The sequence below is a fragment of the Paenibacillus sp. CCS19 genome (genome assembly GCF_033239625.1).
GTDB lineage: Bacteria > Bacillota > Bacilli > Paenibacillales > Paenibacillaceae > Paenibacillus_T.
Genome location: NZ_BTCK01000056.1, coordinates 15,036 through 41,155 on the forward strand (window position 1 = coordinate 15,036; position 26,120 = coordinate 41,155).

19 protein-coding genes are annotated in these 26,120 nt (G+C 55.9%); 9 read left to right on the top strand and 10 right to left on the bottom strand.

Features of this window, described 5'->3' with window-relative positions:
• Positions 1-86 precede the first annotated feature (86 nt).
• Positions 87-1,655 carry an extracellular solute-binding protein gene (locus tag SBI19_RS26095; protein WP_317972455.1) on the top strand — a complete coding sequence of 523 codons (1,569 nt, stop codon included), beginning with the start codon at positions 87-89 and terminating at the stop codon, positions 1,653-1,655.
• A gap of 116 nt (positions 1,656-1,771) precedes the next feature.
• On the top strand, positions 1,772-7,105 hold the full coding sequence (locus tag SBI19_RS26100) for an S-layer homology domain-containing protein (protein ID WP_317972456.1): 5,334 nt from the start codon (positions 1,772-1,774) through the stop codon (positions 7,103-7,105).
• A gap of 243 nt (positions 7,106-7,348) precedes the next feature.
• On the opposite strand, the gene SBI19_RS26105 is transcribed toward SBI19_RS26100, so the two are convergent.
• Positions 7,349-9,991: a glycoside hydrolase family 3 N-terminal domain-containing protein gene (locus SBI19_RS26105; protein ID WP_317972457.1), complete on the bottom strand. Its 2,643-nt coding sequence runs from the start codon at positions 9,989-9,991 to the stop codon at positions 7,349-7,351.
• Positions 9,992-10,216: 225 nt separating this feature from the next.
• Between SBI19_RS26105 and SBI19_RS26110 the strand changes: the two genes are divergently transcribed.
• On the top strand, positions 10,217-11,440 hold the full coding sequence (locus SBI19_RS26110) for an enolase C-terminal domain-like protein (RefSeq protein WP_317972458.1): 1,224 nt from the start codon (positions 10,217-10,219) through the stop codon (positions 11,438-11,440).
• A 43-nt stretch (positions 11,441-11,483) separates the two neighbouring features.
• Positions 11,484-12,341, top strand: coding sequence for an NAD-dependent epimerase/dehydratase family protein (locus SBI19_RS26115; protein ID WP_317972459.1), 858 nt, complete (start codon positions 11,484-11,486; stop codon positions 12,339-12,341).
• Between the two features lie 93 nt (positions 12,342-12,434).
• On the opposite strand, the gene SBI19_RS26120 is transcribed toward SBI19_RS26115, so the two are convergent.
• Positions 12,435-13,706 (bottom strand): stalk domain-containing protein, encoded by a 1,272-nt coding sequence (locus SBI19_RS26120; RefSeq protein WP_317972460.1) that lies wholly within the window; start codon positions 13,704-13,706, stop codon positions 12,435-12,437.
• A 325-nt stretch (positions 13,707-14,031) separates the two neighbouring features.
• On the opposite strand from SBI19_RS26120, the gene SBI19_RS26125 reads away from it, so the two are divergent.
• The gene (locus SBI19_RS26125) at positions 14,032-14,505 is read left to right on the top strand and encodes a GNAT family N-acetyltransferase (protein WP_317972461.1); all 474 of its coding nucleotides are present in this window, start codon (positions 14,032-14,034) and stop codon (positions 14,503-14,505) included.
• 433 nt (positions 14,506-14,938) lie between these two features.
• Here SBI19_RS26125 and SBI19_RS26130 read toward each other — a convergent pair whose 3' ends face one another.
• On the bottom strand, positions 14,939-15,781 hold the full coding sequence (locus tag SBI19_RS26130; RefSeq protein WP_317972462.1) for an AraC family transcriptional regulator: 843 nt from the start codon (positions 15,779-15,781) through the stop codon (positions 14,939-14,941).
• 131 nt (positions 15,782-15,912) lie between these two features.
• Between SBI19_RS26130 and mgrA the strand changes: the two genes are divergently transcribed.
• Positions 15,913-16,911 carry an L-glyceraldehyde 3-phosphate reductase gene (gene mgrA / locus SBI19_RS26135; protein ID WP_317972463.1) on the top strand — a complete coding sequence of 333 codons (999 nt, stop codon included), beginning with the start codon at positions 15,913-15,915 and terminating at the stop codon, positions 16,909-16,911.
• 97 nt (positions 16,912-17,008) lie between these two features.
• On the opposite strand, the gene SBI19_RS26140 is transcribed toward mgrA, so the two are convergent.
• The 5 genes from SBI19_RS26140 to SBI19_RS26160 all read right to left on the bottom strand — a co-directional run bounded on the left by SBI19_RS26140 (position 17,009) and on the right by SBI19_RS26160 (position 20,461).
• Positions 17,009-17,215 carry a hypothetical protein gene (locus tag SBI19_RS26140; RefSeq protein ID WP_317972472.1) on the bottom strand — a complete coding sequence of 69 codons (207 nt, stop codon included), beginning with the start codon at positions 17,213-17,215 and terminating at the stop codon, positions 17,009-17,011.
• A gap of 163 nt (positions 17,216-17,378) precedes the next feature.
• Positions 17,379-17,732, bottom strand: coding sequence for a DUF4870 domain-containing protein (locus SBI19_RS26145; RefSeq protein WP_317972464.1), 354 nt, complete (start codon positions 17,730-17,732; stop codon positions 17,379-17,381).
• Positions 17,733-17,879: 147 nt separating this feature from the next.
• Positions 17,880-18,863 (bottom strand): ABC transporter ATP-binding protein, encoded by a 984-nt coding sequence (locus SBI19_RS26150; RefSeq protein WP_317972473.1) that lies wholly within the window; start codon positions 18,861-18,863, stop codon positions 17,880-17,882.
• A gap of 30 nt (positions 18,864-18,893) precedes the next feature.
• The gene (locus tag SBI19_RS26155) at positions 18,894-19,685 is read right to left on the bottom strand and encodes an ABC transporter permease (RefSeq protein WP_317972474.1); all 792 of its coding nucleotides are present in this window, start codon (positions 19,683-19,685) and stop codon (positions 18,894-18,896) included.
• A complete protein-coding gene (locus SBI19_RS26160) occupies positions 19,685-20,461 on the bottom strand; it encodes an ABC transporter permease (RefSeq protein ID WP_317972465.1) in 777 nt (258 codons plus the stop codon). The genes SBI19_RS26155 and SBI19_RS26160 overlap by 1 nt, the downstream gene beginning before the upstream one ends.
• A gap of 175 nt (positions 20,462-20,636) precedes the next feature.
• On the opposite strand from SBI19_RS26160, the gene SBI19_RS26165 reads away from it, so the two are divergent.
• Complete coding sequence (locus tag SBI19_RS26165; protein ID WP_317972466.1) at positions 20,637-21,338, top strand: hypothetical protein; 702 nt, start codon at positions 20,637-20,639, stop codon at positions 21,336-21,338.
• A 60-nt stretch (positions 21,339-21,398) separates the two neighbouring features.
• Here SBI19_RS26165 and SBI19_RS26170 read toward each other — a convergent pair whose 3' ends face one another.
• Positions 21,399-21,956: a glutathione peroxidase gene (locus SBI19_RS26170; protein ID WP_317972467.1), complete on the bottom strand. Its 558-nt coding sequence runs from the start codon at positions 21,954-21,956 to the stop codon at positions 21,399-21,401.
• Between the two features lie 246 nt (positions 21,957-22,202).
• Here SBI19_RS26170 and SBI19_RS26175 point away from each other — a divergent pair, with 246 nt between their 5' ends.
• The gene (locus SBI19_RS26175) at positions 22,203-23,486 is read left to right on the top strand and encodes a stalk domain-containing protein (RefSeq protein WP_317972468.1); all 1,284 of its coding nucleotides are present in this window, start codon (positions 22,203-22,205) and stop codon (positions 23,484-23,486) included.
• A gap of 19 nt (positions 23,487-23,505) precedes the next feature.
• Entirely contained in the window at positions 23,506-24,741 is a 1,236-nt protein-coding gene (locus tag SBI19_RS26180) for a stalk domain-containing protein (protein WP_317972469.1), read from the top strand.
• A 188-nt stretch (positions 24,742-24,929) separates the two neighbouring features.
• Here the strand turns inward: SBI19_RS26180 and SBI19_RS26185 are convergent, their stop codons facing one another.
• Positions 24,930-25,934 (bottom strand): electron transfer flavoprotein subunit alpha/FixB family protein, encoded by a 1,005-nt coding sequence (locus SBI19_RS26185; protein WP_317972470.1) that lies wholly within the window; start codon positions 25,932-25,934, stop codon positions 24,930-24,932.
• Positions 25,935-26,120: the final 186 nt, after the last annotated feature.

Sequence of the window (26,120 nt, forward strand, 5' to 3'; positions counted from 1 at the left end):
CTAGAATAGAGCGAGGGCAATCGATCGATGCCAAGCCGCGATACGGCCGTTTAGTATATACATTTTCACACAGGGGAGAGGTTGACATGAAGCAAGGGAGAAAGGCAAGGCTGATCCTGTTCACCACGATGATACTGCTTCTTAGCATGGTGCTTAACGCTTGCGGTGGCAGCGGCGGCAGTAACGAACCCGAGAAGAGCGCAGATACGGGCACGAAGCCAGCCGAAGAGACAAGCACGGACAAAGGAAACGACGAGGAAGAAGTGACGCTCAAGTTCTACTTCGGCGGCGACAAGAAAGCGGCAACGGATGAAGTATGGTCCGCAGTCAGCGATTATGTGAAGAGCAAGGGGCTCAACATCAAGTTCAATATCAACTTCATTCCGTTCGGCGATTTCAAAGAGAAAATGCTCGTTATGGCCGCTTCCGGCGACGAATGGGATATGAACTTCGACGGCGACTGGCTGTCGTATAAGCAAATGGCTGCTAAAGGATCCTACATGGCGCTCAACGATCTGCTTCCGAAGTATGCGCCGAACCTCTATAAGAAGTACGAAGAGCAGGGCACGCTTACAGCGGCTACGGTGAATGGCCAGATCGTTGGCCTGCCGTGGACAATGAAGATGAACGAGCGTAAATTCGCAGGCTGGCGTTCCGACCTGGCTGAGCAAGCAGGCATCGACGTATCCAAGGATTCCGTTAAGACAATCGAGGACATTGATAAGCTGCTCCGCGATCTGAAGAAAGCTTTCCCGAACGAGAAAATCTCCCGTACGACGCCATTATCCATCTATATGATTCGGGACGAGTGGGTTGACCTGAACTTCCACGGTCTCGGCTTCTATCTGGACGATCCGAAGATTACGGTGCAGCCGATCGAGCAGCAGCCGTTCTTCATGGAAGCATCGAAGCTTGCGAAGGTATGGTATGACGACAAGCTGATCAACCGCGATGCGATGATCGACAAGGAAGGCGCCGAGTCCCAATGGCGTAACGGCAAGCTGTTGTTCACGGTTACTTCCCACGAGTGGGCGAATGCGAACCCAGGCTTCGCGGACAGCTCGTACAAGCAGGAGATGTCGCTGCTCTACCCAGACAAGCGGTACGTTAACCGTACAGCACTCGCTAACGTAGTAGCGATCAACCAGAACTCGCAGCATCCGGACCGCGTGCTTCGTTTCCTCGACATGCTCGAGACGGACCGCACGTTGTATGACCTCGTACAATATGGCATCGAAGGCAAGACGTACGTGCTGAAAGGCGATGCAGCGGAATATCCGGAAGGCATGCAGACGACGACGAGCAACTACATGGAGTGGGGCGGCCAATGGGCGTTCTGGAAGCCGCAATACATGCGTCCAACGATGACGTACGGCCAAGACTTCTGGCTGAAGGAAGCGGAATTCGCAAGCCAACCGAACAACGTGAACTCGCCGATCGACGGTCTGTTCATCGCCGAGGATGCGATGCGCAACGAAATCGCGAAGCGCGACCAAGCATCTGACGAAATCAGCCGTCCGATCGAATACGGTATGGTGAAAGACGTCGAGAAGTCGGTTAACAGCTACATCGAGACGCAGAAGAAGAACGGTCTTGATAAAATCATTGCCGAAACGCAGAAACAAATCGACGCTTATCTGGCCACCAAGAAGTAATTCCGACACCACAGAGAGGCCGACCTTGCAAGCAAGCTACAGCTACGGCTACGGCGACAGCGGGCGAGGCCTCTCTTTTTCTATGCCCATAATGGACATGAACGGAGGAAATCCAAGTGAAGACGAGACGATTGCGGGATCAAATACGCATGGCGGCAGCTGCGGTATTAGCGCTGCTGCTCGCGGTTACCGGGTTGAACATTCCGCCTGCTTCTGCGCAGGCTAATAATGAAAGCGTTAGCATCACGCTTGGCGACGTACCCGTATCAAGCGGCATCGAAGCAAGGTCTGGCGACGACGCGACGGGACTCGTGACCGGTACCCTCGATAATCGCGGTTACTGGCAGACGAACAAGACGGATGGCTCGCGGATCATTTATTTCTATATGAACGTAGACGACGCGTACTTATACGATAGCGCGAATTACGACGTTGAAGTGAGCGTCGATTACTACGATCAAGGAAACGGCAGCATCGTGCTGCAATACGATTCGCAGACGGCATCGTACAAAGACGCGCCGCTGTTCAACTACACCAACACGGGAACGTGGAAGACGCATACGTTCAAGGTGACCGATGCGAAGTTCGCGAACCGGACGGGCGGCGGAGACTTCCGCATCGGCATCGAGGGCGGCGGCGCGAGCTATCAGACTAATGCGGATTTGAAGCTTGCTTCCGTTACGGTGAAGAAGACGCTGAAGGGCGCTGCGGCGGACAATGCCAGCATCGTGCTCGGCGATCCGAACATCGAAGCTGGCATTACGGCTAGAGCGGGCGATAACGAGAGCGGGCTGCTGAAAGGCGAGACGGCCGGCAAGAGCTATTGGCGCACGAACAGCGCCGCGCCTGGCGATCGGACGCTGTACCTGTACATGAACGTGGACGACGGTTATTTGTACGATAATAGCACGCAGGATGTTTATTTAACCGTCGAATATCTTGACCAGGGCAGCGGCACAATCGTGCTGCAGTATGACGCGGTCGGCGATGGAGCGTCGGCTTTTAAGGATGCGCCGCTCTTCGCCTATGGCAATTCCGGTCAATGGAAGAGCTATACGTTCAAGCTGAGCGATGCGAAGTTCGCGAACCGAACGAACGGCGCAGACTTCCGAATCGGCGTCAGCGGCGGCGGTGCGCCGGCGAACAACCCGGACGTCAGCATCCATGCTGTGACGGTCACGAAGGCTAAGCGGGTCGGCGCACCGGCACATGCGAAGGTGTATACGACCGTATATCCGACATCGGATGTCGTCATCGCTGATTACAATGCACGCGACTTCGGCGCACTGGGCGACGGCGTTGCGGACGATACGGAGGCGATTCAATTCGCGCTCGACGCGGCGGGCAACAATGGCGGCGGCGTCGTGTTCCTGCCTGCTGGCACATACCGCGTGAATGGCAGCTTCATCGTGCCGACGGGCGTGACGCTGCGCGGCGATTGGGCAAGCCCGGAATCGCAGGGCGGCGCGGTACGAGGCACGATTCTTGCTTCCTATGGCGGTCGCGGTAGCGAGAACGGCACGAGCTTCATTCGAATGGAGCCGGTCAGCGGCGTGACGAATCTGTCGATCTGGTATCCGGAGCAATCGGCGTCCAGTCCGACAGCGTACCCGTGGGCGATCGAGCAGCTGTCGGGCGACAGCATGACGGTTAAGAACGTAACGCTCGTGAACGCGTACAACGGCATTAAGATCGGACCGGTGTGGAACGAGCTGCACTACGTGAACAATCTGTATGGCACAGCGCTGAAGACGGGGATCTTCCTCGATTTCACGACGGACATCGGCCGACTGGAGCGCATTCGCTTGGCGCCGGATTATTGGGCGGGCTCCGGACTCGCGGGCGCGCCGGATCAAGCATCGCTGCGCAGCTATATGACGGCTAATGCGGAAGGCATCGTGATGGGCCGCTCGGACTGGGAGTATATGTCCGATATCGCTATCGCAGGTTTCAAGAACGGCATGCGCATTACGACGCGCACGGGCTCGCTCGAGACGGCGAATGCGCAGATGTACCGCGTTAACATCGAAGATTGCAACGTAGCGCTCAAGATTGAAGGCGTGAACGACTTCGGACTGCTCGTCTCGGACAGCAGCTTCAAGGCTAGCGTAGGTGACGCGCCGAAGGCGATTTATGCGACGCAAGGCTTCCATTCGATCGTTCAGTTCAGCAAGGTTAAGGTCGGCGGCAGCCCGCTGCATGCCGTGCTGAATGAAGGAAGCGGCGTGCTGTCGTTCGAGAACAGCACGTTCGAGAATTGGAATGAGGCGCTGGGCGGTTATGCGATCGCTGCCGAAGGCGGTTCCATTATTCTAGGTCAGTCGGATTTCGCTAAGCCGGACCACCATGTGCTGTTGAAAGGCGGCGTCGCAGAAGTACGCTCGCTCAATTCGGGGAATAACGGGCAGTTGAAGGTGGACGACCAGAGCGATGGCGCTGAGTTGAACATTCATCAGGACGCTCGGTATACGTTGAAGGAGCTGCCGCAATCGGTTGCGACCGATTGGGCGGAAGCGCCGAAACCGACCGGCGCCGGCCTGTTCGATATTACGCAAGCACCTTACAGCGCAGATAAGACAGGCGGGGCGGACGTCTCCGACAAGATCCAAGCGGCGCTCGATGCGGCAGCAGCTGCAGGCGGCGGCACGGTTTATCTGCCAGCTGGCATCTACCGGGTGGAACAGCCGATTACGGTGCCAAGCGGTGTCGAGCTTCGCGGCTCGTGGGATGTGGCGCATCATACGATTGGCGGCGGCACCGTTATTTTCACTAACTATGGAGAAAACGACGCGGACGGCGAACCGCTTATCGCGCTGGCGGCATCGGCTGGCGTACGCGGATTGTCAGTCTATTACGACCAGCAGAGCTGGAATGCGGTGAAGCCGTATGCATGGACGATCCAGGGCCGAGGTCATGGGGTTTATGCGATTGATACAACGCTGATCAACTCGTATCTGGGGCTTGATTTCGCAAGCTATGATACGAGCGGCCACTATATCGATTACGTATCGGGATCGCCGCTTAAGGAAGGCATTGCGATCGGCGGCGGTGCAGTTGGCGGACTCGTGCGCAACGTCCAGTTCAACCCGCACTATTACGGGCGGAACAACTTCCCGAACCACCCTTCGACGGATGCGGATTTCCAGAAGGTATGGGATTATCAGAAAGAGAACCTTGACGCATTCCGCGTCGGCGACGTGAGCGGACAGACGATTTTCAACACATTCGTGTATGGCTCTGAGTACGGCATTCACTTCGAGCATGCGAACGGCGGCGGACCGGAAGCGGTTATCGTCGGTCATGGCACAGACGGAAGTAAGAAAGGTGTTTATCTCGAAGGAGCGGGAGAGAAAGGGCTGGCCTTCATCAATACGGAGCTTGTCTCGCTCAGCACGACGGATAAGGTGTACGTGACGACGGCACCGACATTCGATGGGGAAGCGACGTTCTTCAACAGCTCCATGTGGGGCGACACGACACGGTCGATCGATGCTTATAACGGCAAGCTTCATATTCAACAAGCGAACTTCACGAATGTCGGCGCGCGGGGCGTGAATGCGTTAGGCGGCAACGTCGAATTGTACGACTCGTACTTCCAGCAGACTGGTACGACGCATGTATTTGCAGGTACTAGCATTGAGCGACTAAACGTGAGCAACAACTTATTCAAGAGCGGACTGCAGCTCGCGAACGAAGCGGGAGGCAAAGTGGTCGGAACGAACCTTGTTCCCGTTACGCTGATGCTGAACAAGGGCAGCTTCGACGAGGCGCATCCGGCTGTCTCGAACCTGTCGCTTTCGATCACGAACGCAACCGATCCGCAGCCAGTGAGCGGACGCATCGAATGGCTGCAACCTGCCGATTATGCGGGCATCCTGACGCCGATTCGATTCGAGCAGCTTGGGGCTGGCAAGAGCGTAACATTCCCGCTGCCATACGTGGCTGCGGACTCGCTGAAATTCAAGGTTGTGCTTGATTCGGGCTATTCGTACGTCACTTCTGTCAAAACGAAGCAGTCGTTCGCCTCGAAGCGCGGCGGCACGACTGACGCGCCGTCGGTGGAACTTCGTACAGCAGATCAATACTTCAGCCTTGGCGGCAAATGGAACGGCGTAAACGACTTGAGCTTGCAGTCGAACGTCACATGGGACGACCAGAATCTATACGTTGCGATCGATGTCCGCGACGATCACCAAGCGCAGGCATGGACCGGCGTTGATATCTGGCAGGGCGACAGCATACAGATCGCACTTGACTTGTCCCGCCAAGATGGCGCAAGCAGTGCGAACGTCAGCGAGCTTGGCTTCGCGCTAAGCGATACGGGCACGGTGACGCAGTGGAGATGGCGGGCGCCTGCAGGCCTTGCGACCGGCAATCTCGATGGCGCACATACGTCGATCGTCCGAGACGAAGACGTTACCTCCTATGACATTACGATTCCTTGGGCGCAGCTGCACGGGTCCGGCACGACATTCGACCCGTCCAAGCCGATCGGATTCGCGCTGCTGGCTAACGAGAACGATGGTGCGGGACGTGCCGCGTTCATGGAATACAATCAAGGCATCGGCACAAGCAAAGATTCGACCGCATTTGGCGATCTATATCTGCTGAACGGAAGCTACAACACGCTGCTGGAAAGCTCGGCTTCACGTGCGGTTCAGGATGCTGTATCGAGCGGAACGAAGACGCAGTTGGACGCGGCGCGCGAGTTTGTGGTTCTGCTGCCGACAGGCACGCTTAAACAATCCCTCACTGCGCAATTGAATGCGGCTGGTTCTGGCGGATCGACTGGCCCGACGGGTCCAACAGGTCCAGTCACTCCTACGGAACCGACCAAGCCTACTGAACCAACCGAACCATCAGGTCCTTCCGTACCGGGCAATCCAGGTGACGGCTCGAGCGTGAAGAAGTTCGCCGACTTAGCGAATGTTCCTTGGGCGAAGGAAGCGATCGAAGCGCTTGCTGCCAAGGGCATCGTGAAGGGCGTTAACGAGAAAGAGTTCAAGCCGAATGCGGCGATCAAACGCGCTGACTTTGTTCTGCTGCTCGTTCGGGCGCTTGGGCTGAATGCGGAATTCAAGGGCGGTTTCAGCGATATCACACCATCGGCGTATTATTATGAAGCGCTTGGCATCGCTCGTGAGCTCGGCATTGCAACTGGCCGTGGAGACGGCACGTTCGATCCGAACGCCAGCATCACGCGCGAAGAAGCGGCCGTTCTGCTGGCTCGCGCATTAAAGGCGAAGCAAGCGGAGCTGGCGGCAGGTGCGCCTGAGAGCCTGTCCGCTTACAAGGACGCGGCTTCAGTCTCGTCATTCGCGACGCAGGCGATGGCATCGCTTGTTGAGGCTGGCCTGTTGAAGGGAAGCGGCGGCAAGCTGAATCCGCATGGCGCGCTTACCCGCGCCGAGACGGCGGTCCTGTTGTATCGGGTGATCTCGATTGGATAACAGCATGATAGAACAATTTCTGTAATGACTCATTAAAGGCGGCGAGACTGGCTATGTCCAGCTCGCCGTTTTTATTTTGGGTATGGGGTAAGGGATGCGAGGGGGAGAGGGGAGTGTGGAGAGCAATTGATCTATGGAGTTAGAGCGATCGGGGAGAACATGTCACCAAAAAGCCTTGGATCACCTGCTTCGGGAAGAAGCGGTAACCAAGGCTTTGTCATATGGTTGGTCAGCTTGTGAAAGTTACACCACTGTAATCTCCGCAACAAGCGCGGCCCGATCCGAACTTGGACCGATCTGCAGCGCAAACGTGCCAGGCTCGACGACCCAAGCCAGCTGCTTGTTCAGCAGCGCGAGATCGCGCGGCTTCACCGTGAAGGCGATCGTGCGTGTCTCACCTGGCTGCAGCGAGAATCGGGCAAAATGTTTCAGCTGCTTCTCAGGCAGCGCGATGGATGCAACCTTGTCGATGACGTACAGCTGTGCGACCTCATCGCCTGCCATCGTGCCGTCGTTCGTGACATTGAACGAGACGTGTATCTCTTCGTTCGCCGAAATGACCGATTTCGCGACGTGCAAGTTATCGTAACGGAACGTCGTGTAGCTGAGCCCGTGGCCGAACGCATACAGCGGTTTGTTATCGCCGCCGACATAATGCTTCTGGCCGCCGCGGCGCTTGTTGTAGCAGACCGGAATCTGGCCGATCGTCCGAGGGAACGAGATGGGCAGCCGGCCTGCCGGATTGTAGTCGCCGAAGAGCACCTCCGCAACCGCCTCGCCGGCACGTTCGCCGCCGTACCATACCTCGACGATGGACGGAATGTGGCTGGACTCCCAATCGAGCGTAATTGGTCGACCGTTCTGTAGTACAAGCACGACAGGCGTACCCGTCTCATGGATTGCCTTCAGCAGTCGGAGCTGGTGGCCAGGCAGGTCGAGATTGGAACGGTCGACGCCTTCGCCGCAAGTCCGCTCGGAGTCGCCGAGCGCAACGATTGCGACATCGGCTTGACGTGCCAGTTCGACTGCTTCTTGAATGCCTTCTTCGTCGCGGCTCCAGCCGAACGTAATGTCGACGCCGTTCATGTCTTTGACGTATTCGACTCGCAGGTCATATTCGCGACCGGCATGCAGAGCGACCGGAACGCTGGCATTCGCGTTTTTATCCTTACCCCAGCCGTCGACGAGCAGCTCGCCGTCGAGCCACAACCGCATGCTGTCATGCGTCGCCGTTCCGATAAAGCCGGAGAAGCTCAGCGCAGGCACGAGCTTACCCGTCCAGCGGACGGAGAACCCATGCGACTTCAATTGCTGGTCGGCTTTCGTAATCGCCCAGTTGAAATGAATGTGCGGATCGTTCCGCACAAGCGTCGGCGCACCTTCCAGCTCTTCATTGTTGTAGTACTCGCCTCGAAGCCCTTCGCCGCCGCTTGGTTCGCGGAACCATGCCATCGGAATCGGCTCGAGCTCGCCGTCCAGAATGCCCGTGCCCGCAGCGTGCAAAACCCGGGTGCTCGAGGATACAGCTTGCTGGATGCCTTGAAGGACAGTCGACGGCTGGAAGCCCTCGATATAAGGCGTGTAGTCGCCGAGTCTCGCTTTGTCGGCGCTTGGCCCGATGACGGCGATCGTGCCGATATCCTTGCGAAGCGGAAGCAGATTGCCTTCGTTCTGCAGCAAGCAGATCGATTCTCTTGCCGTCTGCAGCGCCGTGCGAAGATGGCCTTCGCTGCGTACTACTTGTTCCGTCCGATTAGGATCGGCATACGGCTTCTCGAATAAGCCGAGCATGAATTTAACCCTCAGCACGCGTGCTACAGCGAGATCGACTGTTTCCTCCAGCAGCTCGCCGCTTTGCACCATTTCGATAAGAGCTTGCTGGTACACCTCATGTGGATAATCGTAATACTGCATGTCGACGCCTGCCTCCAGCGCCTGACGAATCGCTTCCTTCGCAGAGCCGGCCGTGCCGTGGGCATGCTCGAGCCGCGCAATGGCTCCTAGATCAGACCGAACGAAGCCCGGCATCTGCCACTCATCCCGCAGCACGCCTGTCAGCAGCTCGAAGTCGGATGCGCAGGGAATGCCATCGGTCGCGTGGTAGGCGCACATTGCGTTGATTGCACCGCCTTCCTTGTAGGCTGCTTCGAATACAGGCAGGTGGTACGTACGAATATCGTTTGCGCCGATGGAGACGGGCGAATGGTTAAGCCCGGATTCCGGAATGCCGTGTACGGCAAAATGTTTCGGCTCGGCGATAATGCTGTCCTCGTCGCGCAGCGAATCGCCTTGAAGCCCCTGAATCATTGCGACGCCCATGCGGCTCGCCAGATGCGTGTCTTCGCCGAACGTCTCCTCTACGCGGCCCCAGCGTGGGTCGCGGGCCAAGTCGAGCACTGGACCGAACGATTCGTGGATGCCGGCGCTGCGCGTCTCGGCCGCGATCTCGCGTCCGATCTGCTTCGCAAGCTTGGGATTCCATGTCGACGCCATCGCGATGGCGTGCGGATAAACGGTCATTCCCGGACGCAGCAGACCGTGAAGCGCCTCTTCGCTGAACAGGATCGGGATGCCGAGCCGCGTTTCCTCAACCGCGTAGCGCTGCAGCGCGTTGTTCATCGCGGCCGTGCCGTACAAGTCGTGTATGCAGCCGATGCCGTCCAGTCCGACTATCTCTTTGATTTTGTCCCAATCGATCTCGGCATCCTCCGCCATGACCGTAATCATATGGGGATGAGTTGCGCTAACGAATGACGTCCCGAAGTATTGGTCCAGCTGCCGAACTTTCTCTTGAATCGTCATGCGCGACAGCAAATCTTGAACCCGCTCGTCGATTGAAGCGGCGGGGTTGCGGTATATGGCAGTAGACAGCGTAGGCTTCGTCATGGCCTAATTCCTCCTAGCGGTTGTTGGCTTTCTTCTCGCAGCCGGGCGCATGCAGCAGCGTGCGAACCGGCGCTCTCAACGCCAGTCTATCGCATTCGCGCAGGGGCGGCATCGCTTCGGGCGGAACAAGCTAATAATGCGGTGCAAAGTTTAATAATGCCTCATTAAGCGGCCAAGCCGATCTCGATACAATGGACTCGACACCGCAATAGGGAGGGCTTGGACGTGGCGATAATTACGGGCATCACATGCATTCGGACAAGAGCGAACGGCGTCTGGACGATCGTGAAGGTGACGACGGATCAAGACGGGTTATATGGCATCGGATCGGCATCGGATATGTATAATCCAGAGGCCGTCATAGCGGTAATCGAGCAGTTGCTGGCGCCTCAGCTGATCGGCAGAGACTCGGCGAATATCGAAGATATATGGCACACGATGAATTTGAGCGGTTATTGGCGCAACGGTGCGATGCTGCAGACGGCGATCGGCGGCATCGACATGGCGTTGTGGGATATAAAAGGCAAGGAAGCGGGCATGCCCGTCTATCAGCTGCTTGGCGGCGCGAGCCGTGCGGCGGTGCCGTGTTATGGGCACGCGGGCGGCGCGGACATCGCAGAGCTGAAGGAAGACGTGGCCCGTTACATGGAGGAAGGGTATACCGTCATCCGCGCACAGCTTGGCGGTTATGGCGGAGGCGGCTTCATTCCGCCCGAGCGGGCGAACTTGCCCAAAGGCGCATGGACCAGGGGGCCGGTGTTCGACGAGCAGGCGTATCTGCATGCGATTCCGCATATGTTCGAAGAGCTTCGCGTCGCCTTTGGTTCGGAGATCGCATTCACGCATGACGTGCACGAACATCTGTCGCCGATTACGGCGATTCAGCTTGCTAAGCGGCTTGAGCCGTATCATCTGTTCTTCTTGGAAGACGCGCTTGCGCCGGAGCAGATTGGCTGGTACCGCCAGCTTCGCCAGCAGAGCGCAACGCCGCAGGCGGTCGGCGAGCTGTTCGTGAACGGGCAGGAGTGGCTCAGCCTCGTGCAGGAGCGGCTGATCGACTTCATCCGCGTGCGCGTGTCCAAGGCTGGCGGCATAACGGCCTGCCGCAAAATCGCTGCCCTGTGCGAAGCGTTCGGCGTCCGCACAGCATGGCAGGAGGGCGGCGAGAACGACCCGGTCAACCAAGCGGCGGCCGTTCATTTGGATATGGCCGTATGGAATTTCGGCATTCAGGAAGTGAATCACTTCAAGTCTGAAGAGCTGGAGGCATTCCCTGGCCATGTGGAGCGGAGAGGCGGTTATCTGTATCCGTCCAGCAAGCCGGGTCTTGGCATTGAGCTGGATGAACTGAAGGCAGCGATGCTGCTTGAAGAAGGATGGAATCGCACAACGTATCATATGCCTTATAAGCTGGACCGCAAAGCGGACGGGACGCTTGTTCGACCGTAACGAAGCGGTTGCTTGAAAGAGTAGCTAGAGAGGGGCTGACACAGTGCCAACACAACGAACAATCGCCGTTACCGGCGGAAGCGGCAAGCTTGGTAGAGCGCTCATTCCTGAGCTGAAGCGCCGAGGCTGGGAGGTCGCGTCGCTCGATACGAAGCGGTCGGACCTTCCCGGCGCGAGACAGATTACGGTAGACCTGAACGACTTTGGACAGGTGGTCAGCGCGCTGCACGGCGCGGAAGCGATTGTCCACCTCGGTGCGATTCCAGCGCCGCTCGGTTATCCGAACGCGACGATTTTCGCCAATAACACGGTGTCGACCTATCATATTCTAGAGGCTGCATCCATTCTCGGCATCGATAAGGTGGTGGTTGGTTCAAGCGAGTCTTCGTACGGATTCGCTTGGGCGTCGAACCCGTTCGCGCCGGACTACGTGCCGGTGGATGAAGATCATCCGCAGAAGCCTCAAGAATGTTATGGTTTGTCCAAAATCGTGAACGAACAGACGGCAGCGATGTTCGCGCGGCGCAGCGGCATGAGCATCTTATCGCTGCGATACTCGATGATCGTCGGCGTCCACGAATATGCAGGGCTGGCGACGCGCCAGCCCGAGCGTTATACGCGCAACCTGTGGAGCTACATCGACATTCGCGATGCGGTAAGCGCAACGATTGCGGCGCTTGAGGCGGATGTGCCTGGCGCGCATTGCCTGAACGTGACCGCAGACGACACGCTTAGCGATTGGGAGACGGAGCGGCTGCTGGAGCATTTGTTCCCGGAGGTAAGGGATATTCGCGGGAATGTGTCGGGCTGGCAGGCGGTCGTCAGCAATGAACGGGCAAAGCTGCTGCTTGGCTGGACACCTGTTCATTCGTGGACGAATCAGCCGTCCAAGGAAGAATAAAGAAGACTGCCTAGAAACTCTAGGCAGTCAAGAAGGGACAGAGCCACGGGCTCTGTCCCTTTGTTTTGTTGTGCCGACCGCGACAACCACTGCTTAGTGAATCGGCGTGATCGATTGGCCGATAGCGCTCATCACTTTATCGCCGATGAGTCCGATTCGCCAGATCGCGACGCCTTTGAGCCCGTAGCGTTTGGCGAGTCCGATTTTGCTGCCGATCGATTGTTCGGTCTCGCTGTAAGTGGATATGCCCAGCACCAGCTTCGATTTCGGCACTTCCTTGAGCGCCAGCTGAATCGCTTCGTTCACGAGCGTAAGCGGCTCGGGAGCCTTGGTGTACGTTTTATAGTCATAAGCCATAATGATGATTTCGTCTGCGTAGCCGGACAATGTCTTATAATCATAGCCGTGGTACGAGCTGTTCAGCGGGTGGAGCGCCAACGTTAGTGTCAGATCTGCTGCTTCTGCCTGCTTGTCGAGCTTTTGCACGAAGTTATTGAATGTTTGCTGCACCGCTTTGCGGTCACCCGTTAGGGCAAGACCCTCGAAGTCCAGTGTAATCCCTGTAAAATGGTGCGTGGTCGCCAGATCGATCAATTGATCGATCACGCGCTGCTGTTGTTCGGGATTGCCGAGCAGCTTCGTAAGCTCACCATTGCCGTCCATGGCTGCCGCCATCAGATTCGCGCTGCTGCCTTGCGCGGTAGTGTCATTAACGATAGAGTCCGGCGTAACGCTGCCTGCTGCTTCCGGCCAATAGAAATCTTTGCCCTCCAGCGTAAGATCGCCAGTAGAAGGATCGATTCGCGTCCAGCCGTACGAGACGGCATCGAAATTTTTCACAAGCTCAAGCTCGAAGAAGGAACGAATCGCATAGAAGGCTTCCGTATACATCGGCTCAACAGGCGAAGTAATCGTAACCGTCTGCGAGGGTCCATTCCAGCCAACCTGCGCTCCGAATTGCGTGCTGAAGAAGCTGAGCGGAACGAAGATGGTGCCGTTTCGGTTGATCGGCGCTTTGGCGAGCTGCTTCTTCTGTCCGTTAACCGTCGCAGTCAGCTGGGATTGACGGAGGATTACTTCCGTTGTTGCGTCTTCCCGAACCTTCTTAGCCGTTAAGGTATGGGTCTGATTCGACCAGACGACTTGAATGTTCAACGCCTCCGCGATCGCGCGGAAAGGCACCATGATCGTTCCGCCCGAGTTGAACGGAGCGGCAGGGAACGGAAGCGGGAAACCGTCGAGCATCACGGTGACCGGCTTGGTCTGTGCGGCGGCATTAACGGTATGGCTCGTCCCCGGAATAGCTGTAAGCAGCATGGTCGCTGCGCAGCAGGCGAGGAACAAGTTTCGCAATTTCATTCGCATCGTGTATCTCCTTGTCATTATCGGAATGATCGTCAAGCCATTGGCCGAACGTAATAGCGCTTCTCCGATCATAACGCGAAACGTAAGGGGATAGTTGCACAATTCTAGTTAAATATATGGAAAACGTGTATAGAATAAACAAAACGAAGGGATGGATAGATGGAACGTTGCGTTAGGCGGGAGCGGTGAGTTTTGTCTCTGACTGACGGGTTAGAGGTGAGAGATTGCTCCTTAGCGTCTGCTGGTGCGTGGCTGGCCGAATTGGAGCGAGATATCGCCCATTAACAAAGACAGGATAAACCTTATAGATAGGGGCGGCAGCAGGATGATCAGAGCTATACAACAAGGAGATAATCGAGAGATTGAGACCATTATTCGGAATTGTTTGATCGAGTTCGGCGGTAACCGTGCGGGGCTGGCGTGGGAGGACGAGAGCTTGAGTCATCTGTCCGATTATTATAATCATGAAGGCAGAGCCTATTGGGTTGCGTTAAACGACAGCGGGAAACTGCTCGGCGGCTGCGGGATTGCGGAATTCGGTTCGCCTGAGGGCGGGGTCTGTGAACTGCAGAAGATGTATTTGCTGCCGGAGGCGCGAGGGACAGGCCTTGCCGCTGACCTGCTTCGGCATGCACTCGCGTTTGCAGGCCATCATTATCGAACCTGCTATCTGGAGACGCTCCAAACGATGCAAGCAGCGAACCGCTTCTATGTGAAACAGGGCTTTCGAGCGTTGGAGGCACCGCTTGCCGGGTCCGAGCATTACTCATGTGATGCATGGTATATTCGCGAGTTATAAAAAGACGCCTCGAGTAAAAAATCTCTGGGCGCCTTTGCGTACAGTCTGATTAGTGAGATAGAAGCAAAAAGCGCTGGACGGATAGGATACGAAAGTATCCTAAGTGGCGTGAACGGCGAGCGGTGGAGCAGATAGAGCACAAAAAAGTATCCTAAGTGGCGTGAACGGCGAGTATGGAGCAGATAGAGCACAATAAAGTATCCTAAGTGGCGCGAACGGCGAGCGTGGAGCAGATAGAGTACATAAAAGTATGCTAAGTGGTGCGAACGGCAAGTATGGGGCAGATAGAGCACAATAAAGTATCCTAAGTGGCGCGAACGGCGAGCGTGGAGCAGATAGAGCACAAAAAAGTATCCTAAGTAGCGGGAACGGCGAGCTTGGGACGGACAGGATACATCAAAGTATCCTGTCCGTCCCAGCCCATCCCACCGCGTTACTGTTCCGTCTCGCGGGTGTACTTGCTTGGCGGAACGCCGACGACTTTCTTGAACATGCGCGAGAACAGCAGCGCATCTTTGTAGCCGACGGAGCGTGCGATCTCGGCAACCGTTAGTCCCGTGCTGCGCAGCAGCTCGCAAGCTTTGTCCATCCGATAGCGGAGCAAATATTGCTGCGGCGGCAGGCCAAGCGACTCGCGGAACAGCGTAGCGACATATTTGCGATCGAGTCCCAAATAGTCGGACAGCTGCTTCATCGACACTTCCTCGTCGTAGTGACGGTGGATGAAGTCCGCGGCGCGTCGCACATATTCTTCGCGAGGCTTAACCGTGTCGGGATTGCTGGCAGGAGCAGGCGCCTGTTTAATAAGCGCGGCAAGCAGCTCGAACAAGACGCCCTGCAGCAGCAGATCGCCGCCCGGACGATCCGACATGTCGGACAGCCGATCGAACCAGCTTTCATTCACGGCAATCGGGTTATCGAACACCGGTCGATCCGGCAGCGCCGTCCGACCGATAATCGCGCCAGCCTGACTGCCGCTGAAGCCGAGCCAGCTGTACACCCAGGGTTCGTCCGCATCCGCGGTATAATGAACAATCTCATTAGGCGGTGCATAGAAACCTTGTCCCTCGCTAAGCTCATAGGTCACGCCGCGAAAGCGCAATACACCCAGGCCGCTATGGATAAAATGAAGCTTATGATGATCGCGGACCCCTGGTCCCCAGGTATGTCCTGGCGGACAGGGCTGCGTGCCCCAATACGAGACGTGCAGATCGTTGTTCCCGCTCGAAGGGGCTGTTTTTTTGCGAATGCCATCCTTGGTTGGTTGTATGTTCAAGCGATATAACACCTGCTAACTTTATTATTGGAATTCTGACATTATACCATATGTTCTCGTCATTCTGTCATTGGGGATTGTTGTCACGAAATGCTACAATATTGGCATAACGGACAAGGAGTTGAACCCTAATGGTCTATGTTGCAGATGAGAAACGCTATGACACCATGACATATAATCGCAGCGGCAGAAGCGGTCTGCGCCTTCCAGCGCTGTCGCTTGGATTGTGGCACAATTTTGGCGGTATCGATAAATACGAGAACGGACGCGCGATGGTTCGCAGAGCGTTCGATCTGGGCATTACCCACTTCGACCTTGCGAATAACTATGGTCCGCCTCCAGGCTCGGCAGAGACGAACTTCGGGGAGATCATGCGTCAGGACATGGCGCCATACCGCGACGAGATGATCATCTCGACGAAGGCTGGCTACCATATGTGGAAAGGCCCTTACGGCGAGTGGGGCTCGCGCAAATATATGCTGTCGAGTCTTGATCAGAGCTTGAAGCGGATGGGACTGGAGTACGTCGATATTTTCTACTCGCATCGTCCTGATCCGAACACGCCGCTGGAAGAAACGATGGGCGCGCTGGATAGCGCTGTCCGCTCCGGCAAAGCGCTCTACGTCGGCATCTCGAACTACTCGCCTGAACAGACGGCAGAGGCTTCGGCGATTCTCAAGCGTCTCGGCACGCCATGCCTGATTCATCAGCCATCGTATTCCATGCTGAACCGCTGGATCGAGAACGGCCTTCAGGATGTGCTCGACCAAGAAGGCATCGGTTCGATCGTCTTCTCGCCGCTGGCTGGCGGCGTGCTGACAGACCGTTACCTGCAAGGCGTACCGGCCGACTCTCGTGCAGGGGGCTCGAGCGTGTTCCTGCATGAGCGCGACCTGACCGATGGCAAAATGGCGAAAGTCCACAAGCTGAACGACATCGCGCGCGAGCGCGGCCAGTCGCTGGCGCAGCTTGCGCTCGCATGGGTGCTTCGCGGCGGACGCGTTACGTCCGCGCTTATCGGCGCAAGCCGTGTGGAGCAAATCGACGATAACGTAGCGGCGTTGAACAACCTGTCGTTCACGGAAGAAGAGCTTCGCCGTATCGAAGACATTCTTGCGCTGCCGAACTAATCGCCGCAAGGCGCAGCCTGTCAACCAGAAGAGAAGCCTTCAGAACCGCTTATGCGGCTGAAGGCTTCTTCGCGTTATATGCCTATTCAAGTTGATATTAACGGCAAGCAGGGAATGGGATGATATCCGCGACCTGGTTGATTGGATAATGGAACGTTGCGAACTGCGATTGGTACAAATATTGAAGCACATAGATCTCGCCGCCTTGAACACTGCACAGAATGCCGGAATTGCCCGTGCCGTTGCGCATCGAGATGCCGACGGGGCGCCCGATCAGGCTGGTTGCTTTCTGCTGCAGCGACATCGCCCCAGGCTGCATCGCTCCTGGCATAGGGCCTGGTGTTGGCATGAACATACGAATATCTCATCCTTTTCTATGAGGTCTGGGATATTGTATGCGCCCGCCCGAATGGATGCCTGCTGATCAACAGTAAAATAGGCATAGCCAACAGCCTAATCTCTTGCCGTTACTTCAAGAAACGAATCGTAAGCGGGTACTGATAATGCCGCCCCTCATACGCGCGCAGCGTGCCGATGATGGTCAGGACGATCCAGGCGATTCCGATGATGATCGAAGTCAGAATGCCAATGAAGATGATGATCAGAATGCTGGAGATAATGCCGTAGATCAGCATGCTGATCTGAAAATTGAGCGATTCCTTGCCCTGCGCATCGACGTAAGCGTATTGCTCGCGTTTGATCAGCCAGATGACAAGCGGTCCGATAATGGACCCCAGCGGGACGACTAGTCCGACGAAAGCGAGCAAATGACACAGCATGCCGTACAAACGTTCATCACTCGACAACTGATTGGGCAGCATTGCTTACCTCCTCGAATCCGGCCTGTGAGCGGCGCGGATTGGAATGTTAGCCTATCGATCAACGATATGCGGTAAGCGGTCCTGACATTCGGCTCTAATATTGCGTGTTCAAAAAATCCGGTTGTCAGCGGTTTTCTTGAACAACCTCTAATAAAGATTATGGATCACATCTTCAAAATGCGGCTCCTCCATATGCACATCCTCAATGTCCCCGTATTGCTCCAACAGACGGAGCGCCTCCATCGCGCTGATCGCTTCGCGATTGCATTCGGCTGTAAGCGTACGGCCATCGATTTCCGCTAAGCGGAGCGATGTGTCGCCAGCATCGAGATCGACAGAAGGCAATACGGGCGCCTGCCGATACGTAACCCGAATGAGCGTCGGCAGCCCGATACGGCGCCGGAGCTCATCGATCGTACCGTCGAAGCCGAGCGTTCCGCGATTGATAACGATAACGCGGCTGCATAGCTGCTCAATATCGTCCATGTCGTGGGTCGTGAGCAGCACGGTTTTGCCAAGCTCTACGTTAATGCTGTGCAGATACGCGCGAATGCTGCGCTTCGCCACGACATCAAGTCCGATCGTGGGCTCGTCGAGGAACAGCACGTCGGGATCATGCAGCAACGCCGCTGCGAGATCGGCGCGCATTCGCTGGCCGAGCGACAGCTTGCGAACAGGCGTGTCCATGAACTCGCCAAGCTGCAGCAGATCGGCGAGTTCGTTCATGCGTGCATCCTTGCGTCCTGCATCGATACCGTACATCGCAGCGAGAATGTCATACGAGTCGCGAACGGGCAAGTCCCACCACAGCTGCGTGCGCTGGCCGAACAGGACGCCCAGCCGCCTTGCCACACGGCGTCGGTCCCGATGCGGATTAAGGCCGTCGATCCGAACGTCGCCGGACGTCGGATGGAGGATGCCGGCGAGCATCTTGATAGTTGTTGACTTGCCGGCGCCGTTCGGGCCGATATAGCCGACGAACTCGCCGGGCGCGATGGAGAAGCTGACGCCGCGCACGGCTTCCTTCTCCGTATATTGACGGGACACCAGCGTGCGCAGCCCGCGGAAAGGTCCTTCCGGCGCCGCGAGCGGCGAACGGAAGCTTTTGGACAACTGATTGACGGTAATCATTGGTTTCATCCGATTTCCTTCTCCTCTTCTTCAGCTTCCTGTGCTCTGATATCGGCTAATGCCGAATCGCCAGAATAATAGAGCGAACGCGAACAACGTGCAGGCGATGCCAGCGCTCAGCGGCAGCATCCACCAGCCTGTATCGCCGCGCAGCACGAACAACCCCGGCATATAGTTGGCGAAGCCGACGGGAATAATGCCGACCAGAATGCCCTGCAGCCAGCGCGGATAGATCGACATCGGGTACTGAACAGCGGTGCGGGCAGCATCTTCGGTAATGTTCTGCAGCTCGGTTATCCGTGTCAGCCAGAAGCCGGCAGTTGCCGTCAGCAATCCGATAGAGAACAGCAGCACAGCGCCGGACAGAATGACGAATAATGTAAGCGGGATGGACAACCAGCCGATCTGACCTTCCCTCATTAGCGTCGACATACTGACCACGAGAATACCGATGCCTTGGAATACTTCGCCGAATCGGAACGACACGTTGCGCGACATGAGTGCGGTGAGCACAGGAATCGGGCGCAGCAATAGACCGTCCAGTTCGCCGCTGACGAGGTAGCTCTCGATGTTGTGAACATCGTTGGCGACCGTCCGATAGAGCGCTCTCGACAATGACAATACGCTGAACAGCCAGCCGGCTTCTGCTAGACTCCAGCCCTTGATATGGCCGAATTTGAGCAAAATGATCGCGAGCAGCAGAAATTCGACGATGCTTATAACGGCCAGCATGACGGAGGAGAACCAGAAGTTGAATCGGTATTGCATCCGGCTTCGTATGCTCGCTCGGAACAACAGTCCATACATGCGCAATCCGTTCATCATCCGCCTTGCACCTCCACCTTACGCCGCATTATGCTTGTCAGCCCCAGACAGAGGACAGTCAAGAGGACCGCCCATGCCACAGATCCCACTAGCAACGAGGGAGAGGACATGCCCAGATAGATGCGAGTCGGAATATAGTTCATCGATGGATAGAAGGACCAGCGGGCAATGAAGGCAAGCGGCTGCGGCAGCCATTCCAACGGGATGAGAAAACCGGACAGCAGCGTACTGAACGCATGATTCACCCAATACAGCCAACGTGACTCTGTCGTCCATAGCGCAGCGGCACCGATGATGTAATTGATGCAGATCGATATGTAACCGGCGAGCAGCAGCGCAGCGGCTGTTGCCAGCCAAGTGACGAGCTTATGAGGCATGTAAATCGGGATAACGACGGCGTACAGGGCATAGATCGGCAGAAATTTGTAAATAAACTGGTACGCGATCTGTCCCCATTCCTTGCACATGAGCTGGTAGAACAGGTGAGTTGGACGCATAAGCTCCAGCGCGATGCCGCCCGTCCGAACCGATTGCTCGATGCCGAGCCCATTGGTTAAGAAGGCTGCAACCCATAGGCTGCATTGGTTGAATGCAACATAACTTATGATGCCGGCGCGACCATACTCGCCAAGCGGTTGATCCGAAGCAATTGCTGCCCAGATCGAGATGTAGATAAAGCCGAATAAGGAGCTTGCAATCGTGTTGATTAGATGTGCGCCGCGATACTGCAGGTTGCGGGCGTATGTTTTGCGGGCTAATACGTAGAACAACATGACAAGAGACACCTCCATCCTTTAACGTTAAGGCGAAAGTGCGTAGAGAGCGGAAGAAGAATATAGCATAAGGTAGTAGGATTTGACAACAGATTTGTCCTGCTGCCATTATTTAACTTTTAATAGAGGGAATAATTGTTTAGGATGAATGAAAACAAACAAGTGGGGCTTTCGTATGATAGGTAAAGTGAATATCGCACTATTTTTTCTTATTGCTGTTATTGTAGCTTTTTTTGCCGGCGTTCAGTTGTCCGATAATGTGAAGTCTGCTTTGAACCTTGGCGATAGCGTGGTGAAGATCGGGGAACAGAAGAATCCGAATGCAGAGGGGCCTTCTGCACCAGCTGCAGATCCAATTGTGGAATCGACAGAGAATGAAGCAGGTGTTGAAGAAGCAGGATTGAATGCAGGAGAGAAGGAAGTATCCGAGGATAAGATGCCGGAGGAATCGGATTTTCCATCGGATAATGATACAGGCAATATACTGGACAATGATACGGCTAGAGCAAGTGAGCGTTTCTCGGAACCAACAGATTTCAACTTCGGAAGAAATTCGGTTGATGGCATAACCCTATCTTGGTTTGCGAACAATTTGTCCGGCAAGAAGATCAATTACTATACGCTCAATGTCAGTACGTATAATGCAGTTGGCGATCCTTCGTACGATCAGCATTCAGGGGAGAGCACGTTCCGAATTAAGTATGTCGGGCCCGTAGAGGCTGGAGAAGAAATCGTCGTATTCAATCTTTTCACCTACCAGAGCGCATTGAGCTCCATCGTGATCGACTCTATCGATCTGGAGTATGCGGATGGAACCAAAGAGACGGTAGCGTATGACCGTTCCACATCGGATGACAGCGGTCTGAACGAGGGGTAGCGGGGAAAGGTGCTGTTGAACAGGGAGACCTGGTCGACAAGCACCTTTTTGTGCTAGGGCTTAATAGGGCTGGGCTAACAGTTGTCGGAGATCATCCTCTATCGCCGCTGGTTCGATCGTCGGTTCGTATCGGCGCACCACTTGGCCGCTGCGATCGATGAGAAACTTCGTGAAGTTCCATTTGATGCCGCTGCCCTCAAGGATGTCGGGATATTGGTCCTGCAGAAAATGGTGCATCCACTCGCCGCTCTGCGTACTGCGGTCGAAGCCTTGGAATGGAGCTGTCTCCGTCAGGTATCGAAACAGGGGATGAGCGGATGAATCTCTTACCTTGATCTTCTCGGAGAGAGGGAACGACACGCCGAAGTTCTTCTGGCAGTAGGTATGGATTTCGTCAGGGGCGCCCGGTTCCTTCCCGTTGAACTGGTTGCATGGAAAACCGATTACCGTGAATCCCTGCTCCTGATAGCCGGCGTAGAGTTGTTGAAGACCTGCGAACTGGCGCGAGTATCCACACTTACTGGCTGTGTTCACAATGAGCAGCACTTGGTTCTTGAAGCGGGACCAATCAAGAGGTGATCCGTCGATTGCGTTTACGGGATAGTCGAAGATGGACATTGTACAAACCTCCTTATGAGCGATGATGTAGGTGTTGGACTTGTTGGATCTATCATAAGGGGAAGATTTTTATTGGTCTAATATATAAATATAATTAACTTGATAGGAATTTACAATAAGTGGTTGAGGGGTAAAAATTCAATAAAATGAGGGTTGTTCCAGAACATTTCCATTTTATTTCTCGTTTAAGTAGAGGTGATGGTGTAAGTTTACTAAGTGAAGTTGAGATAGGAATGGTGAATCGGAATGAGGTTGACTTGGAGGGTAAGCAGGAAACAAGGGATCGCGATCAAAGCGATCGGAATGATGCTGCTGGCGGCGGTTCTTATTGGTTCATTATTAGCAGGGACAGTCGGGCAAGTCAGCGCGGATGGGATGCCAGGGCCTCAATATGGCGAGAGGGGACCATCATCGAAAGACCCGATGCCGGCTTCGATTGAATTGAAGCCTTCCAGCTGGGTGCTGAAGCTGCAGACGAAGGACCCCTCCGTTATTGTGACTGATGGGATGACCTATGTGTCCGTGCAGCGGCTGTCCAGCATGTTCACCGATTTGCTGTGGGTTGCGGATTACAAGGCGGGCGTGTTCCGATCAGCTGGCCCCAATCATACGTTGATCTGGCCGAAGGGCTCGAAGCAGGCTGTCGTGAATGGAAACAAGCGGACGATGGCGGGCGCGGCGCTGCTGAAGGATGATATGTACTACCTTCCGCTGCGCGATGTCGTGAAGTGGGCGGGCGGTTCGATCGAGATGAAGAAATCAGGTGAAGTAGAGGTTCGATATACGGTGAGAAGCATGCGGACAGGCAATCAACAGCAGTGGTTCTGGGTGCGAAGGGATAATGGGATCGTCTACACGTCGACCGGTACCGAAATGCCGCATTGGATCGGCCAGACGCCGGTTCGAGCGGAGGAGGAGTATTCGATTAGTACGGTGAAGTTAGCGGATGATTCGACGATGCTGTCGGTTATCCATAGTTATGGACCGGAGATAGTGGAAGGACAGCGATGGCAAAGCGATCGATATCGAATGATCGTGTACCGAGGCAAGCTGGTGCGACAGTCGTTTGTTCATTATACAGGTAGGGATCCCATTCATTATCCGGAGACTGCGGAAGGTTATGCGCTGCTTCTGGATGGCAACGAGCTGCAGATCGTGAAGCCTGATGGATCCTTGAAGCAGAGGATTAATTTGAAAGATGTGATGGATAACAACGGTTATCCGTACGATATCGCTTGTATGGTGGAGTACGTGTCGCCATCGGAGGGCATCGCGTTGATTAAGCCTTATAGGTTGGTCAAGAACATGCTGCTGTTCGATTTTCGTACGAAGAAGGTTGTTGAGCTGTATAAGGAGCTGCTTACGGAGGATGAAATCGCGATCATCGATAAGTGGAAGATCCCGTCGGATATGGGGAATACGGGCGATATGATTGAATTTGTCCGCAGGGATGGCAATGAACTCGTCTTTAAGCATGCGCATTTGGTGAATGGGACGGTTTCCGAGCTGCGATATACGTTGAGCTCATAAAGGGAGAGGTTGTGGCGAAATGAAATTAGGTAGAAAACGGCTTGGAGCTTGGCGCATGGCAATGGCGGCTGTGCTGACTATCATAATGGTGCTGTCGCCAATCCATGTGGCAGGAGCCGAAGGGACGAGAACGGAAGCTGTGATGGATCAGTCGGCGTCAGTTGCAGAGCAAGTGTCTCCAATAATGGCATTGTACGCTCCGCCATGGGTATACGACTTTAAAGGGAAGGACCCGTCGGTTCTCGTTAAGAACGGTATAACGTATATGGCGCAGGAGCAGTTGGCATCTATGTTGACCGATATGGCGTGGGACGTTGATGTCCAAAAGGGGATTGTTAAAATATCGGGTCCAAATCATACGCTGAGCTGGGCGAAAGATTCAAAGTATGCAATTGTGAATGGAATCAAGCGGAAGCTATCGGGAGCGCTGCTGTACAAGAATGGCCAGTTCTACATGCCGCTGCGCGATGTGATCACATGGGCTGGAGGTACAGTGAAAGCAGCGAATGATAGAGAGCTGATCGTAGCGTATACCCCGCTTAGCGTGATCGGCGGCGATAAGAATCGGTGGTATTGGGTACGACGGGACAATGGCATCGTCTATTCAGCAGTCGGCAGCGAAATGCCCTATAACATCGGCAAGTCGTCGGTTCAGGGATATCAGTCTGTATCGTTGGAAGTCAAGCAACTGACGAATGACTCGACTTTGCTCACTGTGACCCATGTGCATGGCGAACCGATGCTGGCGGATGATATTTATAAGCTGATCGTGTATAAGGGCAAGATTGTCCGGCAATCCGCCGCGTATTATTATGGGTTCCACAGTGCCTCCAGCATGAACGAAACCGAAGGGCAAATTGTGATGTTGAACGGCAATGAGCTGCAGCTTGTACGTCCCGACGGCAGCTTGCAAGGGCGTTACGATTTGGAGAAGCTGACGGGTTATAAGAATGAGCCTTTTACGGTGCCGTATGTTTCATCTTCGGATGGAATTGCGCTCGTTGAGCCTTATCGGACCTCTATCATGCTGCTAGTCGATCTTCGCACAGCGAAGGTCATTGAGCTGTATAAGGAGCTGCTCCCGGAAACGGAGCAGAAGATGCTTGCTGAGATGAAGCCGTATATGAATGATTTTGATTACCAAGGCGACCGGCTGGCGTTCGTGAAGCGGGACGGGGATACGTTCGTATTCAATCATGGGACGCTGCCGGTCGGGGAGAAAACGGTACAGTTGACCTATACGTTGAAGCGTTAATGGATTGCTGCAAAGCTGTATGGCATGATGATAGGGAGAGGAGGTGCTATTGATCAGGGTGAGCCTGGTCGATGAGCACCTCCTCTTTATGTGAAATTACGGTGAGGATGGGGGACGGATATGACAAAAGCGGCTCATTGTGAGTTGCTTTTTGTTATGTTTGACGGTGTGGATGCGCAGAAGGGGCTTCAGCCAGCACCAAGGATGCGGCGGAACTCGCCAGTGAGCAGCGGCACGACGTCGAACAAGTCGCCGACGACGCCGTAATCAGCAACGCCGAAGATCGGCGCGTCGGGGTCTTTGTTGACGGCGACGATGACGCGGGAGCCGCTCATGCCGGCGAGATGCTGGATCGCGCCGCTGATGCCGCAGGCAATGTACAGCTGCGGCGTGACGACCTTGCCGGTCTGGCCGATCTGCAGCGCGTAGTCGCAGTAGCCGGCATCGCAGGCGCCGCGGGAGGCGCCGACCGCGCCGCCGAGCAGCGAAGCGAGCGTCTGCAGCGGGGCGAAGCCATCGCTGCTGCGCACGCCGCGACCGCCGGAGACGATGATGTCGGCTTCCGCCAAGTCGACGGCGCCGGTCGTCTTGCGGACGACGGAACGCACCGTCGTCCAGAGCGTCGGCGCGCTGTAGGCCAGCGCCGACACCGCGCCAGGCGCGGCTCCTGCCGGCAGCGAGTCCGCTGGCGGCAGGTTGTTCGGGCGCACCGAGATGACCATCGGTGCGCCTGGGGCGATGCGCAGCCGCTCGACGGCTTTGCCGGCGTAGAGCGGCCGCGCGAACACGACGTCACCGCCATCGCCAGATGTTGCGATGGCGGTGACGTCAGCCGCGTGGCCTGCGCCGATGGCGGCGGCCACGCGGGGCGCGACTTCGCGCCCGAGCGCGGTGTGGCCGAGCAGCACCGCGTCTGGCCGCGCTGCGGCAATGGCGGCGGCGATGGCCGCTTGCACTGCCTCGGGCGCGCCGTCCTTGAGCGCCGCGTCGTCGGCGACGTGCACGACGGCCGCGCCGCGCGAGGCGAGCTCCGCCGCAGCCTCGGCGAGCGCGGTGCTGTCCGCGCCGGCGACCAGCGCGTGCACAGCGCCGCCGTCTGCGGCAAGCTGCCGCGCGGCGCCAAGCGCCTCGAGCGCGACGCGGCGCAGCTTGCCGTCTTTGCATTCTGCGAAGACTAGGCAGGTTATGCTCATATAGGGAGACCTCCTTGGGCGAATAGATGATCGGATATCGCTATAACCAAGTCGATACGACAGTACCTATGACAATCAAATCTCTGCACCATATCGCACGTCCAGCGCCCGCATCACGCACATGTGGTGCAAAACTGCACCTTATTTCGCTGTCAGCGACCGTATCACGCACACGAGGTGCAATAC

Bases quoted from the DNA above. Each gene is read 5' to 3' on its own strand.
- SBI19_RS26120 (WP_317972460.1), bottom strand. From the start codon at position 13,706: ATGCGAATGAAATTGCGAAACTTGTTCCTCGCCTGCTGCGCAGCGACC.
- SBI19_RS26185 (WP_317972470.1), bottom strand. From the start codon at position 25,934: ATGAGCATAACCTGCCTAGTCTTCGCAGAATGCAAAGACGGCAAGCTG.
- SBI19_RS26150 (WP_317972473.1), bottom strand. From the start codon at position 18,863: ATGATTACCGTCAATCAGTTGTCCAAAAGCTTCCGTTCGCCGCTCGCG.
- SBI19_RS26145 (WP_317972464.1), bottom strand. From the start codon at position 17,732: ATGCTGCCCAATCAGTTGTCGAGTGATGAACGTTTGTACGGCATGCTG.
- SBI19_RS26160 (WP_317972465.1), bottom strand. From the start codon at position 20,461: ATGTTGTTCTACGTATTAGCCCGCAAAACATACGCCCGCAACCTGCAG.
- SBI19_RS26180 (WP_317972469.1), top strand. From the start codon at position 23,506: ATGAAATTAGGTAGAAAACGGCTTGGAGCTTGGCGCATGGCAATGGCG.
- SBI19_RS26095 (WP_317972455.1), top strand. From the start codon at position 87: ATGAAGCAAGGGAGAAAGGCAAGGCTGATCCTGTTCACCACGATGATA.
- SBI19_RS26105 (WP_317972457.1), bottom strand. From the start codon at position 9,991: ATGACGAAGCCTACGCTGTCTACTGCCATATACCGCAACCCCGCCGCT.
- SBI19_RS26155 (WP_317972474.1), bottom strand. From the start codon at position 19,685: ATGAACGGATTGCGCATGTATGGACTGTTGTTCCGAGCGAGCATACGA.
- SBI19_RS26175 (WP_317972468.1), top strand. From the start codon at position 22,203: ATGAGGTTGACTTGGAGGGTAAGCAGGAAACAAGGGATCGCGATCAAA.
- SBI19_RS26170 (WP_317972467.1), bottom strand. From the start codon at position 21,956: ATGTCCATCTTCGACTATCCCGTAAACGCAATCGACGGATCACCTCTT.
- SBI19_RS26140 (WP_317972472.1), bottom strand. From the start codon at position 17,215: ATGTCGCTGCAGCAGAAAGCAACCAGCCTGATCGGGCGCCCCGTCGGC.
- SBI19_RS26165 (WP_317972466.1), top strand. From the start codon at position 20,637: ATGATAGGTAAAGTGAATATCGCACTATTTTTTCTTATTGCTGTTATT.
- mgrA (WP_317972463.1), top strand. From the start codon at position 15,913: ATGGTCTATGTTGCAGATGAGAAACGCTATGACACCATGACATATAAT.
- SBI19_RS26125 (WP_317972461.1), top strand. From the start codon at position 14,032: ATGATCAGAGCTATACAACAAGGAGATAATCGAGAGATTGAGACCATT.